General features: G+C 71.8%; 21 protein-coding genes and 1 tRNA gene. 17 read left to right on the forward strand and 5 right to left on the reverse strand.

The genetic code is table 11. The features are described 5' to 3' along the window. Window positions 1-56: 56 nt before the first annotated feature. Both ACZ4A5_RS22910 and ACZ4A5_RS22915 read left to right on the forward strand, forming a co-directional pair. Window positions 57-752 (forward strand): TetR/AcrR family transcriptional regulator, encoded by a 696-nt coding sequence (locus ACZ4A5_RS22910; protein ID WP_467587114.1) that lies wholly within the window; start codon window positions 57-59, stop codon window positions 750-752. Window positions 753-824: 72 nt separating this feature from the next. Then, complete coding sequence (locus tag ACZ4A5_RS22915) at window positions 825-1,319, forward strand: GNAT family N-acetyltransferase (protein WP_467587117.1); 495 nt, start codon at window positions 825-827, stop codon at window positions 1,317-1,319. Between the two features lie 80 nt (window positions 1,320-1,399). Here the strand turns inward: ACZ4A5_RS22915 and ACZ4A5_RS22920 are convergent. Next, window positions 1,400-1,472 (reverse strand) — tRNA-Arg (locus tag ACZ4A5_RS22920). Between the two features lie 225 nt (window positions 1,473-1,697). Between ACZ4A5_RS22920 and ACZ4A5_RS22925 the strand changes: the two genes are divergently transcribed. The 3 genes from ACZ4A5_RS22925 to ACZ4A5_RS22935 all read left to right on the forward strand — a co-directional run bounded on the left by ACZ4A5_RS22925 (window position 1,698) and on the right by ACZ4A5_RS22935 (window position 7,053). Continuing rightward, a complete protein-coding gene (locus tag ACZ4A5_RS22925; RefSeq protein WP_467587120.1) occupies window positions 1,698-3,365 on the forward strand; it encodes a serine/threonine-protein kinase in 1,668 nt (555 codons plus the stop codon). A gap of 163 nt (window positions 3,366-3,528) precedes the next feature. Further along, entirely contained in the window at window positions 3,529-5,169 is a 1,641-nt protein-coding gene (locus ACZ4A5_RS22930; RefSeq protein ID WP_467587124.1) for a succinic semialdehyde dehydrogenase, read from the forward strand. A gap of 129 nt (window positions 5,170-5,298) precedes the next feature. Further along, window positions 5,299-7,053: a GMC family oxidoreductase N-terminal domain-containing protein gene (locus tag ACZ4A5_RS22935; RefSeq protein WP_467587190.1), complete on the forward strand. Its 1,755-nt coding sequence runs from the start codon at window positions 5,299-5,301 to the stop codon at window positions 7,051-7,053. A gap of 592 nt (window positions 7,054-7,645) precedes the next feature. On the opposite strand, the gene ACZ4A5_RS22940 is transcribed toward ACZ4A5_RS22935, so the two are convergent. Further along, on the reverse strand, window positions 7,646-7,933 hold the full coding sequence (locus tag ACZ4A5_RS22940; RefSeq protein WP_361529878.1) for a chorismate mutase: 288 nt from the start codon (window positions 7,931-7,933) through the stop codon (window positions 7,646-7,648). A gap of 315 nt (window positions 7,934-8,248) precedes the next feature. Between ACZ4A5_RS22940 and guaA the strand changes: the two genes are divergently transcribed. From guaA to ACZ4A5_RS22970, 6 genes are all read left to right on the forward strand, one after another. Further along, entirely contained in the window at window positions 8,249-9,847 is a 1,599-nt protein-coding gene (gene guaA / locus ACZ4A5_RS22945) for a glutamine-hydrolyzing GMP synthase (RefSeq protein WP_398868085.1), read from the forward strand. 124 nt (window positions 9,848-9,971) lie between these two features. Then, window positions 9,972-10,592, forward strand: coding sequence for a Uma2 family endonuclease (locus ACZ4A5_RS22950; protein ID WP_467587135.1), 621 nt, complete (start codon window positions 9,972-9,974; stop codon window positions 10,590-10,592). A gap of 107 nt (window positions 10,593-10,699) precedes the next feature. After that, window positions 10,700-11,572 carry an alpha/beta fold hydrolase gene (locus ACZ4A5_RS22955; protein WP_467587137.1) on the forward strand — a complete coding sequence of 291 codons (873 nt, stop codon included), beginning with the start codon at window positions 10,700-10,702 and terminating at the stop codon, window positions 11,570-11,572. Between the two features lie 87 nt (window positions 11,573-11,659). Continuing rightward, a complete protein-coding gene (locus tag ACZ4A5_RS22960; protein ID WP_467587140.1) occupies window positions 11,660-12,448 on the forward strand; it encodes a class II aldolase/adducin family protein in 789 nt (262 codons plus the stop codon). A 167-nt stretch (window positions 12,449-12,615) separates the two neighbouring features. Next, entirely contained in the window at window positions 12,616-13,641 is a 1,026-nt protein-coding gene (locus tag ACZ4A5_RS22965) for a L,D-transpeptidase (protein ID WP_467587142.1), read from the forward strand. A gap of 191 nt (window positions 13,642-13,832) precedes the next feature. After that, on the forward strand, window positions 13,833-14,360 hold the full coding sequence (locus tag ACZ4A5_RS22970) for a DoxX family protein (protein WP_467587144.1): 528 nt from the start codon (window positions 13,833-13,835) through the stop codon (window positions 14,358-14,360). A gap of 81 nt (window positions 14,361-14,441) precedes the next feature. Here the strand turns inward: ACZ4A5_RS22970 and ACZ4A5_RS22975 are convergent, their stop codons facing one another. Beyond that, on the reverse strand, window positions 14,442-14,678 hold the full coding sequence (locus ACZ4A5_RS22975) for a hypothetical protein (protein WP_467587147.1): 237 nt from the start codon (window positions 14,676-14,678) through the stop codon (window positions 14,442-14,444). Next, window positions 14,665-15,972: a PspC domain-containing protein gene (locus ACZ4A5_RS22980; RefSeq protein ID WP_467587150.1), complete on the reverse strand. Its 1,308-nt coding sequence runs from the start codon at window positions 15,970-15,972 to the stop codon at window positions 14,665-14,667. Before ACZ4A5_RS22980 ends, ACZ4A5_RS22975 begins: the two co-directional genes overlap by 14 nt. A 238-nt stretch (window positions 15,973-16,210) precedes the next feature. On the opposite strand from ACZ4A5_RS22980, the gene ACZ4A5_RS22985 reads away from it, so the two are divergent. The 4 genes from ACZ4A5_RS22985 to ACZ4A5_RS23000 all read left to right on the forward strand — a co-directional run bounded on the left by ACZ4A5_RS22985 (window position 16,211) and on the right by ACZ4A5_RS23000 (window position 21,108). Then, window positions 16,211-17,833, forward strand: coding sequence for a serine/threonine-protein kinase (locus tag ACZ4A5_RS22985; RefSeq protein ID WP_467587194.1), 1,623 nt, complete (start codon window positions 16,211-16,213; stop codon window positions 17,831-17,833). A gap of 68 nt (window positions 17,834-17,901) precedes the next feature. Next, the gene (locus tag ACZ4A5_RS22990; protein WP_467587155.1) at window positions 17,902-19,167 is read left to right on the forward strand and encodes a PspC domain-containing protein; all 1,266 of its coding nucleotides are present in this window, start codon (window positions 17,902-17,904) and stop codon (window positions 19,165-19,167) included. Beyond that, complete coding sequence (locus tag ACZ4A5_RS22995) at window positions 19,164-19,847, forward strand: LuxR C-terminal-related transcriptional regulator (RefSeq protein WP_467587158.1); 684 nt, start codon at window positions 19,164-19,166, stop codon at window positions 19,845-19,847. The genes ACZ4A5_RS22990 and ACZ4A5_RS22995 overlap by 4 nt, the downstream gene beginning before the upstream one ends. A gap of 145 nt (window positions 19,848-19,992) precedes the next feature. Next, window positions 19,993-21,108, forward strand: a complete 1,116-nt coding sequence (locus ACZ4A5_RS23000) for an alpha/beta hydrolase (RefSeq protein ID WP_467587160.1) — start codon at window positions 19,993-19,995, stop codon at window positions 21,106-21,108. A 64-nt stretch (window positions 21,109-21,172) separates the two neighbouring features. Here ACZ4A5_RS23000 and ACZ4A5_RS23005 read toward each other — a convergent pair whose 3' ends face one another. Continuing rightward, window positions 21,173-22,255, reverse strand: a complete 1,083-nt coding sequence (locus ACZ4A5_RS23005) for a C40 family peptidase (protein ID WP_467587164.1) — start codon at window positions 22,253-22,255, stop codon at window positions 21,173-21,175. 360 nt (window positions 22,256-22,615) lie between these two features. Here ACZ4A5_RS23005 and ACZ4A5_RS23010 point away from each other — a divergent pair, with 360 nt between their 5' ends. Both ACZ4A5_RS23010 and pcrA read left to right on the forward strand, forming a co-directional pair. After that, window positions 22,616-22,969, forward strand: a complete 354-nt coding sequence (locus tag ACZ4A5_RS23010) for a hypothetical protein (protein ID WP_398868072.1) — start codon at window positions 22,616-22,618, stop codon at window positions 22,967-22,969. A 101-nt stretch (window positions 22,970-23,070) separates the two neighbouring features. Next, complete coding sequence (pcrA, locus tag ACZ4A5_RS23015) at window positions 23,071-25,524, forward strand: DNA helicase PcrA (RefSeq protein ID WP_398868071.1); 2,454 nt, start codon at window positions 23,071-23,073, stop codon at window positions 25,522-25,524. The last annotated feature ends 197 nt before the right edge of the window (window positions 25,525-25,721 follow it).

A 25,721-nucleotide genomic window follows, 5' to 3' on the forward strand; every position in this document is an offset into this window, starting at 1 on the left:
GCTGTCTAAAAATGTAGCACCTCTATTTTCGGCTCCCCGGGACGTATCCTGGGCTCATGACCACGCCCGCCGACGCCGCGCCGACCGCTTGTGTGCCCGCGGCCGGGCTGCGCGGCCGCAAGCGCGAGCGCACCCGCCGCGCGATCTCCGACGCGGCCTTCCGGCTCTTCGCCGGGGAGGGGTTCGACGCCGTCACCCTCACCCGGATCGCGGCCGAGGCGGACGTGGCGCCGGCCACCGTCTTCACGCACTTCGCCTCGAAGGAGGACATCTTCTTCGGCCGTCGTGAGGAGTTCGACGCGCAGCTGTGGGAAGCGGTGCGTTCCGGCGCGACCGGCGCGGAGCTTCTCGATGCCTTGCGCGGCTCGCTCGCGGACACCTGTGAACTGATCCTCGGCGATGAGGACGCCGTCGCCCAGGGGCGCGTCTTCTCCCGTGTGCTGCTGGGCAGTTCGGCCCTCGGCTGCAGCTACACGCACTTCATGCGGCGCCGCCAGGAGCGCCTTCTGGAGCTGCTCGTCGAGCGCGCGGGCCCGCGCGTCCGCGCCGTGCCGGGGCTCCGCGCGGAGCTGGAGATCTTCGCCGCCCTCGCGGTCGCCGTCCGGCAGCTGGTGTTCGACGTACTGCACGCCAAGCTCGCGGAGGACGAGCCGCCCGCCCGCATCCGCGCGGCGGTGCGCGACACACTCGACCGCGCCACCGGCCGGCTGGCCCGGGCGTACGCGGAATCGGACGTGCTGGACGCGGCGTAGCGGCCCGTCTTCTCCGCCCCTGGGCGGGTAATTCGCATGCGGTGACCCGGCGGCGCTGGGACCGTACGCGACATGGATGACATCACCGCCCATGAGGCGGCCATTCGGCGTGCCGGAGCGCTCGACGCGCGGGAGGCCGCCGAGGTCTGGCTCCGTTCGTACGACGCGGCGCTGCCCACGGTCCGGCGCGCGCACTCCGACGACGAGGTCCGCGACTACTTCCGGGAAGTGGTGATCCCCGGCCGGGAGGTCTGGGTGGCGCAGTCGCCGGACGGCCCTCTCGTCGGCGTGATGGTTCTCGGGGAGGGCCGCATCGATCAGCTCTACCTCGCACCGGACCGGCGCGGACAGGGCCTCGGCGACCGCTTCGTCGCCCTGGCGAAACGGCGCCACCCCACCGGCCTCGACCTCTGGACGTTCCAGGTCAACACCCCGGCTCACCGCTTCTACGAACGCCACGGCTTCACCGAGGCGGAACGGACGGACGGCAGCGCGAACGAGGAGGGGGAGCCGGACATCCGCTACGTGTGGCCGGGAATGGCGCAGTCGGTGGCCGCGCGCAAGTGAGGTCCGGGAGTCGCGGTGGCGGCCGCCGCCCGGAAACGCGGAACCGCCCCGGACGACCTCATCGTCCGGGGCGGTGGCTGTGCACTCGGCAGGATTCGAACCTGCAACCTCTTGATCCGTAGTCAAGTGCTCTATCCGTTGAGCTACGAGTGCCCGTCGCTTCCGGTGGCCCTCTGGGGGCTGCCGGGTCGGCGTTGCGGGAGCAATATTACCCGAACATTTCCGTGATCCTTCCCGCCCGGCCGCCGGGCCGTCCCGCCGGCCGGGGACGCCCGCGGAGGGGCTCCGGAGGCGCACCTGTGGAGCGTGTCCCCCGTACGCGCACAACCGGCCGGTACGGGCGCGGTGAGGTGGGGGGAGGAGGGGCAAGATGTGTTCATGGGGACCTTCGCCGCGCACGATGGTCTGATCGTCGGCCGCTACCGCCTGAGGGAGAAGATCGGGCGCGGTGGCATGGGCACCGTCTGGCGTGCCACCGATGAGCTGCTCGCCCGCGAAGTCGCGGTCAAAGAGCTGCACATGGATGGCGACCGTTCGCTCTCCGGAGCCACCACTCTCCCGACGTCCAGCGTCGACCGCACGCTCAGAGAGGCGCGCGCCGCCGCGCTGATCAACCATCCGAATGTGGTCGCCCTCCACGACATAGTGATCCAGGAGGGGCGCCCCTGGATCGTGATGGAGCTGATCGAGGGGCGCGCGCTGTCGGAGGTCCTGGCGGCGGACGGGCCCGCCGGGGCGCGGGAGGCGGCCCGCATCGGGGCCGCGCTGCTGGGCGCGCTGCGGGCCGCGCACGCCCGGGGCGTCCTGCACCGTGACATCAAGCCGCCGAATGTCCTGCTGGAGGCCGGTACGGGGCGTGTCGTGCTGACGGACTTCGGCATCGCGCGCGTCTCCGGAGCCACGACGATCACCGAATCCGGCGCGTTCGTCGGCTCACCCGAATACACCGCGCCGGAGCGCATCGCGGGCCGAAGCACCGGACCGGCGTCCGACCTGTGGTCCCTGGGCGTGCTGCTCTGTGTGGTGCTCAGCGGTGAATCGCCCTTCCGCCGCGACTCGTTGGGCGGCATCCTGCAAGCCGTCGTCCAGGACGAGATCCGGCCACCCGCGGCGGCCGAACCCCTGCTGCCGGTCATCCGGGGACTGCTGGAGCGCGACCCCGGCCGCCGGATGGGCGCGGACGAGGCGGAATGGCTGCTGCTGACCTACCTCGCCTCGGGCCGGATGCCCGAGGCGGTGGGCCGGCCCGGACCCCGCGCGCTGCGGCGCCCCCGCCGCAGGGGCAGGACGCGGGCGCGACGGCGCGCCCACGGCACCGGCCCGTTCACCCCGCGGTCCGCCGCCACCTCGCCGCTGCCCCCGCCACCGCCCTTCGCGCCCGCCCCGCAAGGCCGCGCCCGGCTCGCCCTGATGACCGGTGTCGCCGTGATGACGCTGGCCGGGATGGGCGCCGGGCTCGCCGCCCTGCTGACGGGCTCGGACACCGCAGGGGTGGACGACAAACCGAGCCACGTGGCGAGCGGCCCGCTGTCGCACTCGCCCTCACCCCACTCGCCCTCCGCGCCGCCCGCCACCGCCGCCGTCGACGCCCCGGACGGCTATCACGCGGTCCAGGACCCGGCGGGGTTCGCCCTCGCCGTCCCGGACGGCTTCACCCGCTCCTTCGAGCCGCCGCGCGTCCTCTACCGCTCGCCCGACGGGAAGTTCGTCATCGGCGTCACGATCCAGGACCGGCAGGAGGACGGTCCGATGGGCGCGCTGCGCACCGCCGCCGAGGCGGCACCCGACCGCTACCCGGGCTACCGCGACGCCACGGTCACCCCCGTCACGCACAAGGACGATTTCGCCGCCCTCTGGGAGTTCACCTGGGACGAGGACACGGGCGACGGGAGCGCCCGGCACATGTACGACGTCTGCTGGGACGAGGGCGACAAGAGGTACGACGTGTGGGTGGCCTCCCCCGACGGCCGGGCCGCCGAGGGCCGCCGCTACGCGCAGACGGCGCTCGACACCTTCGTACGCGTCCGGCCCGTGTCGGTTCCCTGACGGCCGTCGGAGAACGTCGCCACGGACGGCCGCCAGGCGACGCCGTCCCCGGCAGGCCCCCGGAATTCCTCTACGGCCGTCACGGAAGCGGCGCGGGGCGGCCCGGCGGAAAGTGGTTACTGCCGGGTACCCAAAGTGTGCGAGCCCGCCTACGCTCGCCCCCATGACCGACTCGCGGCACAGCGCAGCAGCAGAGGGACCGGCAGCGGAAGCGGCACCGGTGGAGGGCGGGAACCCGGTCGCCCCGCCCGGAGCCCGTACCACCGCGGACGTCGTCACGCCCGCGCTCGTCGCCCGGCTCACCCGGGGGCTCACCGGATCCGGGACGACCGTCAGCCATACGCCCTTCACCGGGCGGAAGCTGGCCGACCTGCCGGAGTCTGGCCCGGAGGACGTGGCCGCGGCGTTCGGGCGGGCGCGCGAGGCGCAGCGCGCGTGGGCGGCCGTGCCCGTACGGGAGCGCGCCGCCGTCCTGTTGCGCTTCCACGACCTCGTGCTGGCCCGCCAGGCGGAGGTGCTCGACCTGATCCAGGTGGAGACCGGCAAGGCCCGGCTGCACGCGCACGAGGAGGTGCAGGCGGTGGCCGTCTCCGCCCGCCACTACGGGCGCAAGGCTCCCGTGTATCTGCGTCCCAAGAGGCACACCGGCGTCGTGCCGGCACTCACCAAGGTCACCGAACTGCGCCGGCCGCGCGGTGTGGTGGGCCAGATCTCGCCGTGGAACTACCCCTTCGAGCTGTCCGCCGGCGACGCGCTGCCCGCCCTCGTCGCGGGCAACGCCCTTGTCACCAAGCCCGACACCGAGACCGCGCTGACCGCCCTGTGGGCCCGGGAGCTGCTGATCGAGGCGGGGCTGCCCCCGGCGGTCTGGCAGATCGTGCTGGGAGAGGGGCCCGTCGTCGGACCCGCCGTGGTGGCGCACGCCGACTACGTCTCCTTCACCGGCTCCACCGCCACCGGCCGCGAGGTCGCGCGGGGAGCGGCCGCCCGGCTGGTCGGCTGCTCGCTCGAACTCGGCGGCAAGAACGCCATGCTGGTCCTGCGCGACGCCGACATCGAGAAGGCGGCGGCGGGCGCGGTCCGCGGCTGCTTCTCGTCCGCGGGGCAACTGTGCGTCTCCATCGAGCGGCTGTACGTCCACGAGTCGGTCGCCGACGCCTTCATCGAGCGCTTCGTCGCCCGGACGCGCGCGATGCGGCTCGGCACGGGCCTCGCCTACGGCGCCGACATGGGGTCGCTGGTCTCCGCCAGGCAGCTGGAGACCGTCACCCGGCACGTCGAGGAAGCCGTGGCCAAGGGCGCCACCGTCCGCACCGGCGGTCGCCCCCGGCCGGACGTCGGCCCGCTCTTCTACGAACCGACCGTCCTCGAAGGCGTCGAGGCGCCGATGGCGGTCTGCACGGAGGAGACGTTCGGGCCGGTGGTCTCCGTCTACCGCTTCCGTGACGAGGACGAGGCCGTCGCGACGGCCAACGCCACTCCGTACGGGCTGAACGCCTCCGTCTGGACCGAGGACGGGCGGCGCGGCCGCGCGGTCGCCGCCCGGCTGCGGGCGGGCACCGTCAACGTCAACGAGGCGTACGCGGCGGCCTACGGCAGCGCGCAGTCACCCATGGGAGGCATGGGCGACTCCGGCCTCGGCCGCCGGCACGGCTCCGAGGGCATCCTGAAGTACACCGAGTCCCAGACCGTCGCCCAGCAGCGGCTCATGCCGCTCGCACCGTCCCTCGGGATGACGGACGAGAAGTACGCGGAGTTCATGACCCGCAGCCTGCGCGCGCTGAAGGCACTGCGCCTGCGCTGACCGGACGCTCTTACGGAGGTACAGGTGCCCGCGTCTGCCGACGACGAGAAGGACCGCGAGGAGAAGGCCCGCGCCGGGGAAGACGGCGCCGGGGATGACTCCGGCGGGAAAGACCCTTACGACTACGACGTGATCGTCGTCGGCTCGGGCTTCGGCGGAGCGGTGTCCGCCCTCCGCCTGACCGAGAAGGGCTACCGGGTGGGCGTGCTGGAGGCGGGCCGCCGCTTCACCCGCGACACCCTGCCCAGGAACTCCTGGGACGTGCGCAACTACCTGTGGGCGCCCGCCCTCGGCCTCTACGGCATCCAGCGCATCCACCTGCTCGGCCATGTGATGGTCCTGGCGGGCGCCGGCGTCGGTGGCGGGTCCCTCAACTACGCCAACACGCTGTACGTCCCGCCGAAGGCGTTCTTCGACGACCCGCAGTGGGCCGGCATCACCGACTGGCAGGAGGAGCTCAAGCCGTACTACGCGCAGGCGCAGCGCATGCTCGGCGTGCGGCTCAACCCGACCATGACGCCCTCGGACGTCCATCTGCGGGCGGCGGCCGAGAAGATGGGCGTGGGGGAGACCTTCCACCGCGCGCCGGTGGGCGTCTTCTTCGGGGACGGGCAGGACGCGGACGGCGCGGCCCGCGCGCGGCCCGGCGAGGAGGCCGCCGACCCGTACTTCGGGGGCGCGGGACCGGCGCGCAAGGCGTGCGTCGAGTGCGGTGAGTGCATGACCGGCTGCCGTCGCGGCGCGAAGAACACCCTCAACGAGAACTACCTCCACCTCGCCGAACGGGCCGGGGCCGTTATTCACCCGATGACGACGGTCGTCGCCGTCACGGAACACCGTCAGGGCGGCCACCGCGTCGTCACCGTCCCCACCGACAAGCGGCGCAAGGCCCGCCCCCGGGTGCTGCGCGCGCGGCACGTCGTGATCGCGGCCGGCACGTACGGCACGCAGACGCTGCTGCACACCATGAAGGACAAGGGACTGCTGCCCCGGATCCCCGACGGGCTCGGGCGGCTGACCCGGACGAACTCGGAGGCGCTGGTCGGCGCGCAGACCGACAACCGCCGCTACCGCGCGGCCCATGGCGTGCCGGAGGTCGACTTCACCCGGGGCGTCGCGATCACGTCGTCGATCCATCCGAACGCCAACACGCATATCGAGCCCGTCCGTTACGGCAAGGGCTCCAACGCGATGGGCGCGCTGTCGATCCTCCAGGTGCCGGTGGGCACGCGCGCGCCGCGCGCCGTGGCGTTCGCGGCGCACTGCGCGCGGCACCCGGTGCAGCTGCTGCGGTCGCTGTCCCTCCACCGCTGGTCCGAGCGCACGATCATCGGGCTCGTCATGCAGTCGCTGGACAACTCACTGACGACGTACCGGAAGGAGAAGGGCATCGGCAGGGGACTGCTCACCGCGCGGCAGGGACACGGCACGCCCAACCCGAAGCAGATCCCCGAGGCGACCGAGGCGGCGACGCTGATCGCGCGGGAGATCAACGGCTTCGCGGGCAGCAACGTCGGCGAGCTGATGGGCACCCCGCTCACGGCGCACTTCCTGGGCGGCTGCCCGATCGGCGCGGACGCCACGCAGGGCGTCATCGATCCGTACCACCGGCTGTACGGCCACCCGGGGATCTCGGTCGTCGACGGCGCCGCGGTCTCGGCGAACCTCGGCGTCAACCCGTCACTGACGATCACGGCCCAGGCGGAACGCGCGATGTCCTTCTGGCCCAACAAGGGCGAGCGGGACGCGCGCCCGCCGCAGGGCGGCACGTACGAGCGCGTACCGGCGGTGGCACCGCACCATCCGGCGGTCCCGAAGGGCGCGTTCGCGGAGCTGCGGCTGCCCTGGCCGGCGCCTTCGGATGACGGTCAGGCCGACCGCTGACCGGGATCACCGCGCATGGCGAAGGGCCCCGGGCCGCTTCCGCGGGGGCGTGCGGGCGGCCCGGGGCCCTTGACTGCCGGCACCGGGGGTCGGACAGGGTCGGTGCCGCGGAGCGGCGCCGGGGGGAGCGCCGCTGGCATCTGGGTGGTGCGTTCGCGCTCGCCGCGCGATTCGTGCGGGCGCCTCGCCGAGGGCAGTGGTCCAACCAATGGCGGTACGGAGCCGGGGCTTCGGCGCTCTCTTGGCATCGTGCGGGATGCGCCGCTCCGAGCGCAACCGTTTCGACCGGATACGGTCGGTTCCAGGCGTCCCCGGAACCGACCGTCCTTCGGGTGGCGGCCGGGCTGCTGTCCCCTGCTGACCGGTCGCCTCGCCACCGGACCGCGGTCCCACGACGTACGTACGCGCACGTCTCGCGCTCCGGCGGATCCGCCCTGTCGCGCCGGACGACCGGGCGAGCAGGGACGGAAGCCACGCGTGCAATTCGGTGAGCCGCTCCTGGCCAGCGCGGCACCGGGTCCAACGAAGGGTGCGGAGGGCGGTCACGCGCCGTACGGGTGACGAGGGGGTGGTGCGGGAGCGGACCGCCGGCTCAGACGCGCCCCCTGCAGAGCTCCAGCAGCGTCATGGCGAGGGCCGTGCCCGGCTTGCCCAGCTGGTCGCTGTAGTGGCCGAGGACCTCCATCTCGCGCGCCAGGTTCACGCGCCGCCCGCCGGAGGCGATGCGTTCGCGCTGGATCACCGCCGAGACGGCCATCCGTTCCTGCACGAGACCGATGATCCGGCCGTCGAGATCGTCGATCCGCTTGCGCTCGTCGGTGATGACGCCCGCGGCCTCGTCGGTACGGGCGCCGGTTTCCGCGACGGTCCGAGTGCTCATGTGTGTTCCTCCAAAGGGGCGCGGCCCCCCGGAGCGGCAAGGCCCGGGAAAACGACAGGCGCCCCGGGCCTTGTCGGCCCGGGGCGCCTGTCGAAGTCGCTTGTCAGTGGCTCAAGCAGCACGACCATGGCAGCCGGACGGGCCGGTTGCCATAGGTAAAGACGTAGGTCAGGTGCTTGCGCATGGCGCACAGTATGGCCCGGGCGGGGCCCCGGGGCCAACGCGGATTCGGATGGTGAGACAAAAGCAAGCCCCCACGCCCCGGTAGAATCGACAAATAGAGACCCCCTCACCGACCGCCGGAAGGCCGCTCCCGTGTCAGCAGCACCCCCCGCCGCCGCCCACGACAACACCGCGGAACCGGTGCTCGTTGTCGACTTCGGTGCGCAGTACGCCCAGCTCATCGCCCGTCGAGTCCGTGAGGCGCGGGTCTACAGCGAGATCGTCCCGTCCACCATGCCGGTGGCCGAGATGCTCGCCAGAAACCCCAAGGCGATCATCCTCTCCGGCGGCCCGTCGTCCGTCTACGAGGAGGGCGCGCCGACCGTCGACCGCTCCCTCTTCGAGGCCGGCGTCCCGGTCTTCGGCATGTGCTACGGCTTCCAGCTGATGGCCACCACCCTCGGCGGCACCGTCGACAACACCGGCGCGCGCGAGTACGGCCGTACGGCGCTGACCGTCTCCCGCCCCGGCTCGACGCTCTTCGAGGGCACCCCCGCCGAGCAGTCGGTGTGGATGTCGCACGGCGACGCCTGCTCGGCCGCCCCCGAGGGCTTCACCGTCACCGCGTCCACGGACGTCGTGCCCGTCGCCGCCTTCGAGAACGACGAGAAGAAGCTCTACGGCGTCCAGTACCACCCCGAGGTCATGCACTCCACGCACGGCCAGCAGGTGCTGGAGCACTTCCTCTACCGCGGCGCCGGCATCGAGCCCAGCTGGACCACCGGCAATGTCATCGAGGAGCAGGTCGCCGCGATCCGCGCCCAGGTCGGCACCAAGCGCGCGATCTGCGGTCTCTCCGGCGGCGTGGACTCCGCCGTCGCCGCCGCCCTCGTCCAGAAGGCCATCGGCGACCAGCTCACCTGCGTCTACGTTGACCACGGCCTGATGCGCAAGGGCGAGACCGAGCAGGTCGAGAAGGACTTCGTCGCCGCGACGGGCGTCCAGCTGAAGGTCGTCGACGCCCAGGAGCGCTTCCTGACCGCCCTGGCCGGCGTCTCCGAGCCGGAGGCCAAGCGCAAGATCATCGGCCGGGAGTTCATCCGCGTCTTCGAGCAGGCCCAGGCCGAGATCGTGGCCGAGGCGGGCGCCGAGGGCGAGGACGTCGCGTTCCTCGTCCAGGGCACGCTCTACCCCGACGTGGTCGAGTCCGGTGGCGGCACCGGCACCGCCAACATCAAGTCCCACCACAACGTGGGCGGCCTCCCCGAGGACCTGGAGTTCGAGCTCGTCGAGCCGCTCCGCCAGCTCTTCAAGGACGAGGTCCGCATGGTCGGCTCGGAGCTGGGCCTGCCGGACGAGATCGTCCAGCGCCAGCCCTTCCCGGGCCCTGGCCTCGGCATCCGCATCGTCGGCGAGGTCACCAAGGAGCGCCTGGACCTGCTGCGCGAGGCCGACGCCATCGCCCGCGAGGAGCTGACCCTCGCCGGTCTCGACCGCGAGATCTGGCAGTGCCCGGTCGTCCTGCTCGCGGACGTCCGCAGCGTCGGCGTCCAGGGCGACGGCCGCACCTACGGCCACCCGATCGTGCTGCGCCCGGTCTCCTCCGAGGACGCCATGACGGCCGACTGGTCGCGCCTGCCGTACGACGTCCTGTCGAAGATCTCGACCCGCATCACCAACGAGGTCGACGACGTGAACCGCGTCGTCCTCGACATCACCAGCAAGCCGCCGGGCACCATCGAGTGGGAGTAGTCCTCCCCTGAGGCCCGCCGGGGTCATACGCCAGTGCCGTCGCTCATTCGTTTGGGCGGCGGCGCTGTCATGTGGGGTGGGTACGCTGGCTGTACGGCCCAGAATCCCGTTCATGGGAGGACTCATGACCGCTGAACCGCTGCCCGATTCTCTGCCTGAGCCCGAGCGGCCGACTGCGCCGCGGTGGCCGGTCCCGCCGCCTGGCGGCTGGACCGTGGACCATCTGTTCAGCCTGCCCGACCTCCCGCCACACACTGAGCTGATCGACGGGAGTCTGGTCTTCGTGAGTCCTCAGCGGGATTTTCATGCGCTGACCCTCTACTTGCTGGAGAGCGGGCTGCGCCGGACGGCGCCCGACGATCTACGGGTCAAGCGGGAGATGGCCGTGGTGCTCAACGGTCGTAATGCTCTGGAGCCCGATATGTCCGTCGTGCGGGCAGAGGCCGTCACCGGTCGCCGCCAGACTCGCTATGACGTGAAGGATGTTGTGCTGGCCGTAGAGGTGGTATCCCCGGATTCGGAAGCTCGCGACCGGGATACCAAGCCGCGCAAGTACGCCCAAGCCGGTATCCCGCATTTTTGGCGTGTCGAGATGGTGGGTGACGAGGACAGGCCCGTGGCTTATGTGTACGAGCTCGATCCGGCGACGAAGTCCTATGTCGTCACCGGCATTTATCACGACCGCCTCAAGCTCTCCGTCCCCTTCGATATCGACATCGACCTCACGGAGATCGACCAGCTGTAAACGCCGGGCGGCGTCCACGCGTGGGCGCCGCTTTTCTCTTGCGTGATGACGAGACGATACGTATCGTTTCAACTCCTGATTCGCCGAACCCCCGCAGGAGGAACCGCATGCAGCAAACCGTCGAAGTCGCCCCCGGCGTGCACCTGTGGAGCGAAGCGCGGGGGCCCGCCGACGCGCCCGCGCTGCTGCTGATCATGGGCGCGCAGGCGTCCGGGCTGGGCTGGCCCGAGGAGTTGGTCGACGCGCTGGCGGCCCGGCACCGGGTGATCCGCTACGACCACCGCGACGCGGGCCGCTCGACCTGGTCGTACGACGCGCACCCCTACCGCATCAACGACCTCGCCGAGGACGCGCTCGCCGTCCTGGACGCGTACGGCGTCGCACGCGCCCACGTCGTAGGGATGTCGCTCGGCGGCATGCTGGCCCAGCTGCTGCTGGCCGACCATCCGGAGCGCATCCTCAGTGCCACCCTTTTCAGCACCTGCGCGCTCAGCGAGAAGCCGCTGACCGCTCCCGATGGCACGGAGACCGCCGCCGCCGACCTGCCGGCCATCGACCCGCGCGTGCTGGAGATGTGGGCGCGGCCCGTCGAGGACCACGGCCTGGAGGCCGAGCTCGACCGGCGTGTGGAGCACTGGCAGGTGCTCAGCGGCACCGAACTCCCCTTCCACGCGGACGAGATGCGCGAGCGCGAACGCCGGATCATCGAACACGCGGGGCGCTACGACGTCTCCACCGCCCATGGGCGCGCCGACCACTCCGACATGCTGCGCACGGACGAGCTGGCACGCAACACCGTTCCCACGCTGATCATCGAGGCCCCGGCCGAACCCGTCTTCCCGCCGCCGCACCCGAGCCACCTCCAGCAGGTCATCGGCGCCGCCCGCCTGGTGCGGATGCCGGGCATGGGGCACGCGCTGCCGCGCGAGTGCCTCGGGCCGCTCGCCGACGCGATCCTGGCGCACACGGCGCGTGTGTGATCCGTGGCGCCGTGCCCCTGTCCTCCTCGCCTACCCAGAGGTAGCTTCCGAGGCGTACGGAACCGCGCGCATCGTAAGGAGAAGCTCATGTCGCCAAGGCCCGAGCCCGTACCCGCGGATCAGCTCCGGTTCGCGCTGCCGCCGAAGCACGAGAACGTCGAGGACGAGCGGCGGCACCGCAAGGAACGGCTGGCCGCCGCGCTGCGGATCTTCGGACGGTTCGGCTTCGAGGAGGGCGTCGCGGGCCACATCACCGCGCGGGACCCGGAGTTCACGGACTGCTTCTGGGTGAACCCCTTCGGGATGTCCTTCAAACACATCACCGTCAGCGATCTGATCATGGTCGATCACGACGGGCGGGTCGTGGAGGGGCGCCACCATGTCAACGAGGCGGCGTTCGCGATCCATTCGCAGATCCACCAGGCCCGCCCGGACGTCGTGGCCGCCGCGCACAGCCACTCCACGTACGGGCGGGCACTGTCCGCCCTCGGGGAGCTGCTGGAGCCGATCACACAGGACGTCTGCCCCTTCTACCAGGACCACGTGCTGTTCGACGACTACACCGGAGTCGTCGTGGACCTGGAGGAAGGCCGCCGCATCGCGACCACCCTGGGGCCGCACAAGGCCGTGATCCTGCGGAACCACGGGCTGCTCACGGTCGGGGACTCCGTGGACGCCGCGGCCTGGTGGTTCATCACCATGGAGCGCTCGTGCCAGGTGCAGCTGCTGGCCAAAGCCGCCGGGAAGCCCGTGCACATCGACGCCGCGCACGCCGAGGAGACCCGGGAGAAGCTGGGTAACGACCTGGCGGCGTGGATCAACTACCAGCCGCTCTACGAGCAGATCACACGGAGCGAGCCCGAGCTGCTGAGCTGAGGCCGGCGGCGTCGACGGCCGGTGGCCCGACCCCCGCCGACAGGCGGGGGTCACTCGTTCTTCCGGGCGCCTTTTCGGGGCATTCGCCCTGCTTACGATGGTCGGAAGCCGGGGCTTCGCCGCCTCGGCTCCGCCATGCCTGGAAGCAATGAACCGGTTGGAGAACCATGCGCCTCTCCCGTTCCGTCGGGCTGCCCGTCGCCCTGGCCCTGGCAGGGCTGGCCGTCACCGGCTGCGGCGGTGGCGCCGAGGCCGAGGAGCGGCCCGCCGCGAAGTCCTCCTCGTCCGCACCGGCATCGCCGTCCCCTTCCGCCACGCCCGTCACGGAGAAGCCCGCCCCGGCCGCTCAGACGCTGACCAGCGCGGCGAAGGTCGTACGCCCGGAGATAGCCCCCGCGAACGGTGAGAAGGTCGGCGTCGGCCAGCCCATCGCCCTGGTCTTCAAGCAGCAGAAGGTCTCCAAGGAACTGCGCGCGGGTATCGAGGGCCGGCTGAAGGTCTCCACCTCGCCGAAGGTCCCGGGCGCCTGGCACTGGAATGAGACCAAGGGTGACACCCGCGTCCACTTCCGTCCCGAGAAGTACTGGCCCGCGGGGACCAAGGTCACGCTCGACGCGCGCCTCGCGGGCGTCAAGCTCGCCGAAGGGACGGCCGCGGGCGGCGGCGACCGCACGGTCTCCTTCACCGTCGGCGACTCGATGATCAACACCGTGGACCTCAAGGCCCACAAGCTGACGGTCGTCCGCAACGGCGAGACGCTGCGGACGATCCCCATCAGCGGCGGCGACGAGTCGAAGAACTTCCAGACCCGCGACGGCATCAAGACCATCCTGGCCAAGGAGGGCCGGGTCGTCATGGACTCGCTGTCCATCGGCATCCCGCGCAGCCACCCCGACGGGTTCTACGGCTCGTACGACTTCAGCATGCGCGAGACGATCAGCGGCGAGTACGTGCACGCGGCCCCCGACAACGCCGAGTCCTTCGGCAAGGAGAACGTCAGCCACGGCTGCATCGGCATGTCGACCGCCGACGCCAAGTGGCTGTACGGGCTGAGCCTCAAGGGCGACGTCGTGCAGGTCACCGGCAGCTCCAAGCCGAAGCCGATGGACCACTTCGGCAACGGCTACGGCGACTGGAACCTCAGCTGGCAGGAGTGGCTGGAGGGCAGCGCGCTGGGCGTCCGCACGGGCTGAGAAGGCAGCCGGGAGGACGGGCCGGGAGGACAGCCGGGGAAGGCCGGCCGGGAAGACCGGCTGAGAAAACCGCCAGTCCTTCGGGTGACGACGATGCGTTGTCCACAGGCGGGTTGTCCACAGGGCTGAACAGGCACCACCTTCCGTACGTATGGTCGGATGACGACAACGACGGAGAGGCGGCGGACGGTATGTCATTCCTGGGTCGCGGGGAGGCGGTGGGCGGCAGCGGTGAGCGGCGGTCCACGCTCTCGCGGTATGCCCTGCTGCCGCTGAGGATCTTCCTCGGCGTCACCTTCATCTACGCGGGGCTCGACAAGCTCACCGACTCGGCCTTCCTCGCGAGCGGCGGGCCGGGTTCCCTCGGCGAACTGCTCCACTCGGTGCGGGATTCGAGCGCGATCCCGGCCCTGGTCGACCTCGCGCTGAAGAGCCCGGTCGGCTTCGGATACGCCATAGCCCTCGGCGAGCTGGCGGTGGGCATAGGCACCCTCCTCGGCCTGTTCGCCCGGGTCGCGGCGGCGGGCGGCGCCCTGATCTCGCTGAGCCTGTGGATGACGGTGAGCTGGTCGTCCACGCCGTATTACTACGGCAACGACCTCGCCTATCTGATGGCCTGGCTTCCCCTGGTGCTCGCGGGCGCGCCCTGTCTGTCCGTCGACGCCCTATGGTCCCGCGGCCACCGGGACCACGCGCGACGGGGGAGGCTCTTCAGCTGACGGGGCGTGAGGCGTGCGCCCCGCCCGTGTGCGGGTGGATGCGGCCGCATCCCCCAGTGCCCCTCCCGCCCGCGGGCGGATTCAGCGCGCGTCCCGGTCCAGCGGGTCGGGCGAGTCGCCGCGGGCCCGGTGGCGGCGCAGCGCGAAGGCGAGGGAGGAGACCAGACCGGCCGCGCAGAAGCCGATGCCCAGGGCGGGCAGTAGAGCGTAGGAGGGGAAGTGCCACGTGCCGTGGGCCAGGGCCAGATAGGCGAAGCAGCCACCCAGCAGCACCAGTCCGACGACGACCTTGCCCGGCTCGAATTCATGCCTTCGCACGGTCCACCTCCACCTGGCCGATGCCGACCTTCAACCGGATCTCCAAGGTGCCGCGCGAGGACTGCCCGACGCGGGGCTCCAATGTCAGGTGCTGCTTCTGGTTCGGCCTGATGTCGACGTTGTCGCGGCCCTCGCCGGGCATCCGGACGTCACCGACGCCCACGTCGACGGTCAGCTTCGTCGTCACGTCCTCCGGGACCACCAGCTTGAGCTGTCCCGCGCCGACCTCGGCGGCCGTGCGGACCGGGGCGTCCTTCGGCCACTGGAGGCCGGTCAGGTCGAGCACGCCCACGCCGCTGCCCACCCGGTAGGAGTCCTGCACGGAGGCCACGCTCGCCGGGTGCCAGGTGGACCGCGTCCACTCGGTGGTGACCGACTTGGGCAGCGCGGCCGCGCCGCTCAGCAGCAGCGCCGTCAGCACGGCCATGACGACCGTGCCGCCGCCCGTGCGGCCGTACAGCGAGCTGATCACGATGCCGAGGCCGTAGGCCCCCAGGGCGAGGGCCAGGCCGGTCTCCAGGCTGGTGCCCAGCGGCTCGTGGTGCCAGGTCAGGCCGGCGCCGAGGGCGAAGAGGAGGAGGGCCAGCAGAAAGATCCAGCCGCCGAGCGGGTGGGGGCGGCGGACCGGGCGGGAGCGGGTGCGCTCGGCGGTCTCCTTGTCGTACGGACCGTCGTCCGGGCCCCACAGATAGCCGGTCCGCGTGCCCATGGGGCCCGTGGTGCCGTCCTTGACGATCGGGTCGCGCCACCAGGACGGCGTGCCCGGGGCGGGTGGCGCCTTGGTCTCCGGGGGAGCCTCCACCGTCTTCAGCGGCTTCTGCGCGGCGGCGGCCGCCTCCTCGGGGGCCTCCGGGCGGTGGCGGTGGCTCGACCAGTAGGCCGCGCCGGCCAGGGCGACGCTCAGCATCAGCGCGAAGGACATCACCGCGCTGTTGTTGAGCATGGAGAGGAAGAGGCCGCAGCCCACCAGGGCGCACAGCACGGCGGTCAGGGCCGGGCCTTCGACGCGCCCGGACAGCAGCCGCTTGGCCTCGTTCTCCTCCTCGCCCTCCTGCGGGATGAGCAGCCACGCGAAGCCGTAGACGATCAGGCCGAGGCCACCGGTGACCGCGAGCACGCCCAGCACCACCCGGAAGATCACGGGGTCGAGGTCGAAGCAGCGGCCGAGGCCGCCGCACACGCCGGCGACCACCTTGTGCTCACGGCTGCGCCGCAGCGGTGGCCGGACTTCCGGCGGGGAGCCGTGAACCGTGCCGCCCTGCCGGGCGTCCTCGGTGGTGGGTGTGTCGGTCATACAGAACATGGTGTCAACCGGAACGCGCTTTCGGCACACCTCCCAACCCTGGCCGTTCCCTGAGATCGCCCCTGAGACGGCGCCGGATATCGTGGCGCATCGAACACTCATGGGGGAAGCGGAGGGGAGCACGGTGTCTGAGTCAGCGTCCGGGCCCGCGGCGGCCGGGCCGGGGGAGGACCGGGGGCGGCTGGTCGCCGGCCGGTACCGGCTGCTCGAGCGGATAGGCCGGGGCGGCATGGGCACCGTCTGGCGCGCCGAGGACTCGCTGCTGGACCGTCAGGTCGCCCTCAAACAGCTGCACGTCGCGCACTATCTGGACGAGGACGAGCTCGCCACGCTCTACGAGCGCACCCGCCGCGAGGCCCGCAGCGCCGCCCGGATCAACCACCCCAATGTGGTCGTCGTCCACGACGTGGTCGAGGACCGGGGCCTGCCCTGCATCGTCATGGAGTACGTGCCGTCGACGACGCTCGGCGACGTCCTCAAGAACGGCACGATCACCCCGGACGAGGCCGCCCGGATCGGCCGCGGCATGATCGCCGCCCTGCGCGCGGCCCACGCGGCCGGGGTGCTGCACCGCGACGTCAAGCCCGGCAACGTCCTGCTCGGCGAGGGCGGGCGGGTCGTGCTCACCGACTTCGGCATCGCGCAGTCCACCGGCACCTCGACGCTGACCAAGACCGGCGAGATGGTCGGCTCCATCGACTACATCGCGCCCGAGCGGGTGAAGGGCGCCAAGCCGGGCCCCGCCGCCGACCTGTGGGCGCTTGGTGCCACGCTCTACCAGGCGCTGGAGGGCCGGCCGCCGTTCCGCAAGGACACCGCCGTCGAGACGGCCTACGCCATCGCCATGGACCCGCTGCCGCCGCCGCGCAACGCGGGGCCGCTCACCAGGCTGGTCGAGACGCTGCTGGCCAAGGACCCGGCGCTGCGGCCCCCGGCCGAGCTGGCCGAGCAGATTCTGCGGGAGCCGGCCGCCGAATCGGAGACGGCGGTGCACCCGGCACTCTCGGAGCCGGTGGTTCCGCCCGCCGTCGGGGAGAAGCCGGCCCTCGCGGACGCCGCCGGGCCCGGGACCCGTAGGGACGACACGGCACGTACGCAGGCCGGGTCCCGCGCGGACGCGGTACGCGCCGCGGGCGAGGCGGCGACGGAGGCCAGGACGGAGGCCGCGCCCGCCGGACCGCCCGCGCCCCCCGGCGGCAAGGCCCGCAAGGGACGCGCGCTCCTGTGGAGCGCGGTGGCCGTGGTCGCCCTCGCGGGGGTCGCCGGCGGCCTCTACGTCCACTTCGAGGACGGCGGGACCTCCGATGAGGCCGTGGCCCGTGACGAGCCCGGCAAGGAGGCCGCGTCCGGCGGGCCCCGGCCGACGCCGAAACCCTCCCCGTCCGCCTCCTCGTACTCACCGCCGCCCGTGCCGGCGGGCTATCACCTGGTGGAGGAGAAGAAGCTCGGCGTGTCCTTCCCCGTGCCCGACGGCTGGACCCGGCAGGAGAAGTCGGCGGTGGAGGTCGACTACCTCGACCGCACCACCCGCGTCGGCATCAAGATCAACGTGCTGGACTTCGCCGGACCCGACCACCTCCAGCACTGGAAGGACGTCGAGGGCCAGCTCAAGACCGAGGTCGACGGCTACAAACGGGGGCGCATGCAGGAGACGTCCTTCCGGGGGGAGCCCGCCGCGGTCTGGGAGTTCACCTTCCAGGGCCGGGCGCGCGAGTACCGCGCGATCGACCTCGGCTTCGGGAAGGAGGGCGGCAGCGAGTACGCGATCTACCTCTCGGCCCCCTCGGCCGACTGGGACCGCTACCGGCCCGTGTTCGACGTGGTGAGCGACGGCTTCCGCCCCAAGCGGTAGCCCGCCCCCGGGTCTTGTCAGGGTCGCCCCTGATGCTCCCGCCCGCCTCCCCGTGTGACGATCGGACCATGACCACCGCCACCCCCCATACCGACGACCGCCCCCTGCGCAAGCTCTACCGCAGCGCGGAGGGGCGGATGCTGGGCGGCGTGGCGCGCGGTCTCGCCGGGCACCTCGGCGTGCCGGTCTCGTGGGTGCGCATCGTCTTCCTCGCGCTGCTGCTCGCCCAGGGCATGGGCGCGGTGCTCTACGCCGTCTTCTGGTTCGTCGTCCCGCTCGGCGTCGGCGGGGTCGACGCCCCCCGCCCCGCGCCCGTGGAGACCTACCCCGACGGGCCGCGGCGCCTCTTCGCCCGCAAGCCCGACCGCGGGCAGGTCTTCGCGCTGATCGCGCTCGTCATCGGCGCCGCGATCTTCGTCGACAACCTCCACCTCGGCCGCGCCAACGCCTACATCTGGCCCATGCTCCTGGTCGGCGCCGGCGTGGCCCTCGTCTGGCGGCAGGCCGACAACGCCCGGCGCGCGCACTGGATGGAGGTCAGCCGCCGCAAGCGCGTCCTGCCGCTCGCGCGCGGCGCGGCCGGCGTCGTGCTCGCGGGCGTCGGCGTCACCGGCATCGTCGTACTCCAGGGCTCGGCCGAGCACCTGGGCACCGTCCTCCAGGCGTCACTGGCCGTCCTCGTCGGCATAGCGCTGCTGGCCGGACCCTCGGTCGTACGGATGACCCAGGACCTCTCCGCCGAGCGCACCATGCGCATCCGCGCCCAGGAGCGGGCCGAGGTCGCCGCCCACGTCCACGACTCCGTCCTGCACACCCTCACCCTGATCCAGCGCAACGCCGAGGACCCCCGCGAGGTCGCCCGCCTCGCCCGGGCGCAGGAGCGCGAGCTGCGCGCCTGGCTCTACCGGCCCGAGGGCCGCGGCAAGGACGAGGAGCGGGAGCCCACCACCCTCGCCGACGCGGTCAAGGCCGCCGCCGCCGAGGTCGAGGACCACCACGGCGTCCCGATCGAGGTCGTCGTGGTCGGCGACTGCCCGCTGGACGAGCGGCTGGCCGCGCAGATGCAGGCCGCCCGTGAAGCCATGGTCAACGCCGCCAAGTACGGTGGCGAGGGCGGCGCCGTCCAGGTCTACGCCGAGGTCGAGGGGCGCACGGTCTTCGTCTCCGTGCGCGACCGCGGCCCGGGCTTCGACGTGGACGCGGTGCCGGACGACCGGATGGGCGTCCGCGAGTCCATCATCGGCAGGATGCAGCGCAACGGCGGCACGGCGAGACTGCGGTCCGTGCCCGGCGGGGGAACCGAAGTGGAGCTGGAAATGGAGAGGGCGTCATGACGACCGAAGAGACGGCGGAGCGCCATGTGCGGGTGGTGCTCGTGGACGACCACCGGATGTTCCGGACCGGCGTGCAGGCGGAGATCGGCGCCACCGACCGCACGGGCGTCGAGGTGGTCGGGGAGGCCGCCGACGTCGACCAGGCGATCACCGTCATCACCGCGACCCGCCCCGAGGTCGTCCTGCTGGACGTCCACCTCCCCGGCGGCGGCGGTGTCGAGGTGCTGCGCCGCAGCGCCCCGCTGATGGCCGACCCGGAGCGCCCGGTGCGCTTCCTCGCGCTGTCCGTCTCGGACGCCGCCGAGGACGTCATCGGCGTCATCCGCGGCGGTGCCCGCGGCTACGTCACCAAGACCATCACCGGCACGGACCTCATCGACGCCGTCTTCCGGGTCAAGGACGGCGACGCGGTGTTCTCCCCGCGGCTCGCCGGCTTCGTCCTCGACGCCTTCGCCTCCACCGACGCCCCGCCGGTCGACGAGGACATGGACCGCCTCACCCAGCGCGAGCGCGAGGTGCTGCGCCTGATCGCGCGCGGCTACGCGTACAAGGAGATCGCCAAGCAGCTCTTCATCTCGGTGAAGACGGTGGAGTCCCATGTCTCCGCGGTGCTGCGCAAGCTCCAGCTGTCCAACCGCCACGAGCTGACCCGCTGGGCCACCGCCCGCAGGCTGGTCTGAGGCGGCCGCCCGCCCGTCCGCTGTGCCCGGCGGCCGGGCGGGCGGGAACCCGCGCGGCCTCCAGGCCATCTAGAACGGGCGAGAGGCTCTCACTCCCGTAGGGCCGGGGCCCGGACCGGGCCCTTCGATCCGAAACGAGAGCCCGATGAGTCTGACGGGGACGCCCTTCCTCCTCACCACGATCGTGCTGGTCGTGGTGGCACTCGCCGTGCCGCTGACCCTGTGGGGCAGGGTCGGCGGGCCCAAGGCCGTACGTCACGTCACCCGCTTCCTCATGCTGCTGTTCGCGCAGGCGACCGCGGTCACGCTGGTGTTCGTGATCGTCAACAACGCCAACGGGCTCTTCGACAACTGGGCCGACCTCCTCGGCACCGGCAACCACGTCCGGGCGGCGGCCGACCTCGGGCCCGACGGCACCGGCGGCAAGTCCGTGCAGGACGAGCCGAAGATGCTCCAGAAGTTCACGCCCGTGTCGGACAAGCGCATGGGCGCCGGCGTGCGGCAGACCGAGCTCAAGGGGCATATATCGGGCGTGGAGGGCGAGGTCTACGTCTGGCTGCCGCCGCAGTACGACGACCCCGCCTACCGGGACAAGAAGTTCCCCGTCGTCGAGGTGCTGCCCGGCTTCCCCGGGTCGGCGAAGGCGTGGTTCGGCTCGCTGGAGGTCAACACGCAGCTCAAGCCGATGATGGAGAAGGGCGAGGTCGCGCCCTTCATCATCGTGGCCCCGCGCACCACCCTGCTCGGTGACGTGGACACCGGCTGCGCCAACATCCCCGGCAAGGTCAACGCCGACACCTGGCTGAGCGTCGACGTCCGCAAGATGGTCGTCGACAACTTCCGCGCGGAGGAGAAGCCGGACGGCTGGGCCGTCGCGGGCTACTCGGCGGGCGCCCACTGCGCCGCGAAGCTGGCCATCGCCCACCCCGACCGCTACCGCGCCGGCGTCAGCCTCTCCGGCTACAACGACCCCGCCGGCGAGTCGGCCTCCCTGACCGCCAAGACGCCCGAGCTGCGCGACGAGAACAACCCCTGGAAGATGCTCCAGCGCGCCAAGACGCCGCCGCGCGTGGCCCTCTTCGTCTCCGGCGCGGAGGACGACGGCTATCAGGGAGGCATGGCCCTCAAGCAGGCGGCCAAGGCGCCGACGACGGTGGACGTGGTGAAGGTCCCGGCGGGGGCGGGCGGCCATGGCACGGCGGTATGGGAGCGGCAGGTGCCGGACGTCTTCCGGTGGCTGACGAAGAGGGTGCAGCAGTAGGCGCGGCGGGCAGGGGAAAAGCCCGCCGCAGGCGCCACTCACCCGCACCCGGGGTGCCGCACCCTCAAGCCGGCCGCGTCGCCCCGGCGAACGGCATCTCATCGACAGGAGCCAGCCGCACCGGCGCCCCCGGATGCGGCGCATGGATCATCTGGCCGCCACCCACGTAGAGGCCGACGTGACTGACGCCGGAGTAGAAGAACACCAGATCCCCAGGCTCCAGCTGCCCCCGCGCGACGCGCCGCCCGGAGTTGATCTGGGTGTAGGTCGTACGCGGCAGTGACACCCCCGCCGCCTGCCACGCGGCCTGCGTCAGGCCGGAGCAGTCGTACGCCGACGGACCGGTCGCCCCCCAGACGTACGGCTTGCCGAGCGCGGCGTACGCGAAGGCCACGGCCTTGGCGGCGCGGTCGGTGGGGGCCTGGGCCTCGCCGCCCTGGGCGACGGCGTGGACGGTGCGGGCCGCGGTGGGCACGACGGCCGCCACGCCCTGCGCGGGGGCGGAGGCGATGTCGCCCCGCTCGACGGCCGCGCGGGCCGGTGCGGGCATCTGGTCCAGCAGCTGCCGGGCGTCGTTGAGCTTCGCCTCGATGGTCTGCTTGTCGCGGGCGAGCGACGCCTGCTGGCGCTTGAGCTCGGCGAGCCGGCCGTCGGCGGTGGTCCGCACCTGCTGGACGTCCCGCAGCTCGTGCCGGAAGCGGTCGACGGCGAGGGCCTCGCGGCTGCCCGCCTGGTCGGCGAGGGCGGCCCGGTCCAGATACTGGCCGGGCGTGGAGGACAGCAGGAGCTGCACGCTCGTGGGGATGCCGCCGTCGCGGTACTGCGCGGTGGCCACGGACCCCAGCGCGGCGCGGGCGGCGTTGAGCTTCTGGGTCTTGCGGGCCGCCTCGTCCTGGAGGCCGTCGAGGGCCGTCTCCGCGGCGCGGGCCTTCTCCTTGGCGCCGTTGTAGCGCTCGGTGGCGGCCTCGGCCTGCTGGTAGAAGCGGTCGACCTGGTCCCGCAGCTGGGCGGTCGTCGGGCGGGGCGCGGCATGGCCGGTGCCGTCGAGGACGGTGGCGGTGGCCGCGCCCGCCAGGGCCAGGGTGGCCGCGGTCCGCACGGTGCTGCTGGCGAGCGGGTGCTGCTTGGGCTTTCGGTGCGATGCCACGTCGGCCGTCACTTCCTTCTTCCACACCGGCTGATGGTGCTGGTGGTGCGGTTCGCGCTGGTGGTGCTGGCTTGTCCCGGTCCTGCCGTACGGCCTGTGCGGGCCCTGCGGCGGGGACGGCGGCGGCCCGCAGGGAGGGAGAGAACACGGACCGCCGCTGTCTGGGGCAGGACGCTAAACCGAGGGGTCACGCCCGAGAACGCACATGACTGCTACTGGCGTGAATCGGCCATGATGCGACTGAGGTTGATCAAGCGGAACGCGTTGGTACGGATGGATATATGCCGTGAGTGATCGAAGTGGCGATTGAGCCTTACCTCACTGTCGGGGGGTGCTATGGCCCCGGCTAGGGTCGGCCTCATGGACGTACTCATTCACGCCGTCGTCGGCCTCCACATCATCGGCATCGCCGCCCTGCTCGGCGGCTTCATGACCCAGATGAAGGCCATGGGCAAGGGCGAGGCGCGCATGGTCCCGGCGATGCTGCACGGGGCCCTGACCATGCTGGTCACCGGCATGGCGCTGGTCGGCCTGAACCAGGCCCAGGGCTACACCCTGGACACCTTCAAGATCGGCGTGAAGCTCGCGTTCCTGATCGTGATCCTCGGGCTGGTCTATGTGAAGCGGGACGAGGAGAAGGTCGAGGCGGCCGCCTTCGGCACGGTCGGCGCGCTGACCGTGGCCAACATCTTCATCGCGCTGCTCTGGACGTGAGCCCCCTCGGGCCCCGGACCCCGCACGGATCATGGCCGATTCACGGGGTGCCCGGGGAAGTGGGACCGGCTGTCAGTGGGGCGGCCTAGACTCGGGAGGCGATGAGCAGCCTCTTTGACGACAGCTTCCTGGCGGATCTCGGCCCCAGCGGCGAGGAGCCCCCGCCGCCCCCGGAGGACGCGGCCCCGGAGCCGGTGCCGCACGACCTCTTCGGGGGCGCTTTCGACGCGCCCGTGCCCCGCGAGGCGTATTACCGCGACGGCGCGGCCCGGCCCGCCGTCGACCCCGCCGCGCTGCTGGAGGGGATGAACGACCAGCAGCGCGCCGCCGTCGTGCACACGGGCTCGCCGCTGCTGATCGTCGCGGGCGCCGGCTCCGGCAAGACGCGTGTGCTCACCCACCGCATCGCCCACCTGCTGGGCGCCCGCCACGTCCACCCCGGCCAGATCCTCGCGATCACCTTCACCAACAAGGCCGCGGGCGAGATGAAGGAGCGCGTCGAGGAGCTCGTCGGCCCGCGCGCCCACGCGATGTGGGTGATGACCTTCCACAGCGCGTGCGTGCGGATCCTGCGCCGCGAGAGCAAGAAGCTCGGCTTCACCTCGTCCTTCTCGATCTACGACGCCGCCGACTCCAAGCGGCTGATGGCGCTCGTCTGCCGGGACCTCGACCTCGACCCGAAGAAGTTCCCGCCGAAGTCGTTCAGCGCGAAGATCTCCAACCTCAAGAACGAGCTCATCGACGAGGAGACCTTCGCCGGGCAGGCGGCCGACGGTTTTGAGAAGACGCTGGCCCAGGCGTACGCGATGTACCAGTCGCGGCTGCGCGAGGCCAACGCGCTCGACTTCGACGACATCATCATGACCACGGTCCACCTGCTCCAGGCCTTCCCGGATGTGGCCGACCACTACCGCCGCCGCTTCCGGCACGTGCTGGTCGACGAGTACCAGGACACCAACCACGCGCAGTACACCCTGGTGCGGGAGCTGGTCGGTACCGCGGAGAACGCCCCCGAGGACGGTGTCGCCGAGCTGTGCGTCGTCGGTGACGCCGACCAGTCGATCTACGCCTTCCGCGGTGCCACGATCCGCAACATCCTCCAGTTCGAGGAGGACTACCCGGACGCCACCACGATCCTGCTGGAGCAGAACTACCGCTCCACGCAGACGATCCTCAGCGCCGCCAACGCCGTGATCGAGCGGAACCAGAACCGCCGCCCGAAGAACCTGTGGACCGAGGCCGGGGCCGGCGCGTCCATCACCGGCTATGTGGCCGACACCGAGCACGACGAGGCGCAGTTCGTCGCCGACGAGATCGACCGGCTGACGGACGCGGGCGACGCCAAGGCCGGCGACGTCGCGATCTTCTATCGCACCAACGCCCAGTCGCGTGTCTTCGAAGAGATCTTCATCCGCGTCGGCCTGCCCTACAAGGTCGTCGGCGGCGTGCGGTTCTACGAGCGCAAGGAGGTCCGCGACGTCCTCGCGTATCTGCGGGTGCTCGCCAACCCCGAGGACACCGTGCCGCTGCGGCGCATCCTCAACGTCCCCAAGCGCGGCATCGGCGAGCGCGCCGAGGCGATGATCGACGCGCTGTCCCTCCGCGAGAAGATCAGCTTCGCGCAGGCGCTGCGGCGTGTGGACGAGGCGTACGGCATGGCCGCGCGCTCGGCGAACGCGGTCAACCGCTTCAACGTCCTGATGGAGGAGCTGCGCACCGTCGTCGAGTCGGGGGCCGGTCCCGCGACCGTGCTGGAGGCGGTGCTGGAGCGCACGGGCTATCTCGCCGAGCTCCAGGCGTCCACCGACCCGCAGGACGAGACCCGCATCGAGAACCTCCAGGAACTGGCGGCCGTCGCCCTGGAATTCGAGCAGGAGCGGGAGGGCGAGGAGGGGCAGGGCACGCTGGCGGAGTTCCTGGAGAAGGTCGCGCTGGTCGCGGACTCCGACCAGATCCCCGACGAGGACACCGAGGGCACCGGCGTGATCACGCTGATGACCCTGCACACCGCGAAGGGCCTGGAGTTCCCCGTCGTCTTCCTCACCGGCCTGGAGGACGGCGTCTTCCCGCACCTGCGCGCCCTCGGACAGACGAAGGAGCTGGAGGAGGAGCGGCGGCTCGCCTATGTGGGCATCACCCGGGCGCGCGAGCGGCTGTATCTGACCCGGGCGAGCATGCGCAGCGCCTGGGGCCAGCCCTCGTACAACCCGCCGTCGCGGTTCCTCGAGGAGATCCCCGAGCAGTATCTCCAGTGGCGCCGCACGGGCCCCTCGACGCCGTCCGCGTCGATGGGCGCGGTCTCGGGGCTCACGCCCGGTTTCTCGTCCTCGCGCGGCAGCACGAAGGCGGGCCCGAGCGGCTTCGCGACCCGGCGCGCCAAGGAGAAGCCGGTCGTGGCCCTCGCCGTCGGCGACCGCGTCACGCACGACTCCTTCGGCCTGGGCACGGTCGTCGCGGTCAAGGGCAGCGGCGACAACGCGGAGGCGACGGTCGACTTCGGCTCGGAGAAGCCGAAGCGGTTGCTTTTGCGGTATGCGCCGGTGGAGAAGCTTTAGCCCTGCGGGGCTTGGGGGGCTTTGTCGGGTGCGGCTTTGTGAGTGGTTGGGGTTCGGGTGGCCTCAAGCGCCGGCCGGGCTGGTTTGTGGTGGGTGCGGGGGTGGGTCTTCCGGGCTGGGGACCTGGAACGCGGTGCGGTGCGGGTCATGCGCATTGAGTGCCCCGAATTCGCACCGCGTTCCAGAACCCCACCCTC

It is taken from the genome of Streptomyces sp. NPDC025618, assembly GCF_055558795.1.

Coding starts and splice junctions, on each gene's coding strand:
- ACZ4A5_RS22910 (WP_467587114.1), top strand. CDS start 57: ATGACCACGCCCGCCGACGCCGCGCCGACCGCTTGTGTGCCCGCGGCC.
- ACZ4A5_RS22915 (WP_467587117.1), top strand. CDS start 825: ATGGATGACATCACCGCCCATGAGGCGGCCATTCGGCGTGCCGGAGCG.
- ACZ4A5_RS22925 (WP_467587120.1), top strand. CDS start 1,698: ATGGGGACCTTCGCCGCGCACGATGGTCTGATCGTCGGCCGCTACCGC.
- ACZ4A5_RS22930 (WP_467587124.1), top strand. CDS start 3,529: ATGACCGACTCGCGGCACAGCGCAGCAGCAGAGGGACCGGCAGCGGAA.
- ACZ4A5_RS22940 (WP_361529878.1), bottom strand. CDS start 7,933: ATGAGCACTCGGACCGTCGCGGAAACCGGCGCCCGTACCGACGAGGCC.
- ACZ4A5_RS22950 (WP_467587135.1), top strand. CDS start 9,972: ATGACCGCTGAACCGCTGCCCGATTCTCTGCCTGAGCCCGAGCGGCCG.
- ACZ4A5_RS22955 (WP_467587137.1), top strand. CDS start 10,700: ATGCAGCAAACCGTCGAAGTCGCCCCCGGCGTGCACCTGTGGAGCGAA.
- ACZ4A5_RS22960 (WP_467587140.1), top strand. CDS start 11,660: ATGTCGCCAAGGCCCGAGCCCGTACCCGCGGATCAGCTCCGGTTCGCG.
- ACZ4A5_RS22965 (WP_467587142.1), top strand. CDS start 12,616: ATGCGCCTCTCCCGTTCCGTCGGGCTGCCCGTCGCCCTGGCCCTGGCA.
- ACZ4A5_RS22970 (WP_467587144.1), top strand. CDS start 13,833: ATGTCATTCCTGGGTCGCGGGGAGGCGGTGGGCGGCAGCGGTGAGCGG.
- ACZ4A5_RS22980 (WP_467587150.1), bottom strand. CDS start 15,972: ATGACCGACACACCCACCACCGAGGACGCCCGGCAGGGCGGCACGGTT.
- ACZ4A5_RS22985 (WP_467587194.1), top strand. CDS start 16,211: ATGGGCACCGTCTGGCGCGCCGAGGACTCGCTGCTGGACCGTCAGGTC.
- ACZ4A5_RS22990 (WP_467587155.1), top strand. CDS start 17,902: ATGACCACCGCCACCCCCCATACCGACGACCGCCCCCTGCGCAAGCTC.
- ACZ4A5_RS22995 (WP_467587158.1), top strand. CDS start 19,164: ATGACGACCGAAGAGACGGCGGAGCGCCATGTGCGGGTGGTGCTCGTG.
- ACZ4A5_RS23000 (WP_467587160.1), top strand. CDS start 19,993: ATGAGTCTGACGGGGACGCCCTTCCTCCTCACCACGATCGTGCTGGTC.
- ACZ4A5_RS23010 (WP_398868072.1), top strand. CDS start 22,616: ATGGACGTACTCATTCACGCCGTCGTCGGCCTCCACATCATCGGCATC.
- pcrA (WP_398868071.1), top strand. CDS start 23,071: ATGAGCAGCCTCTTTGACGACAGCTTCCTGGCGGATCTCGGCCCCAGC.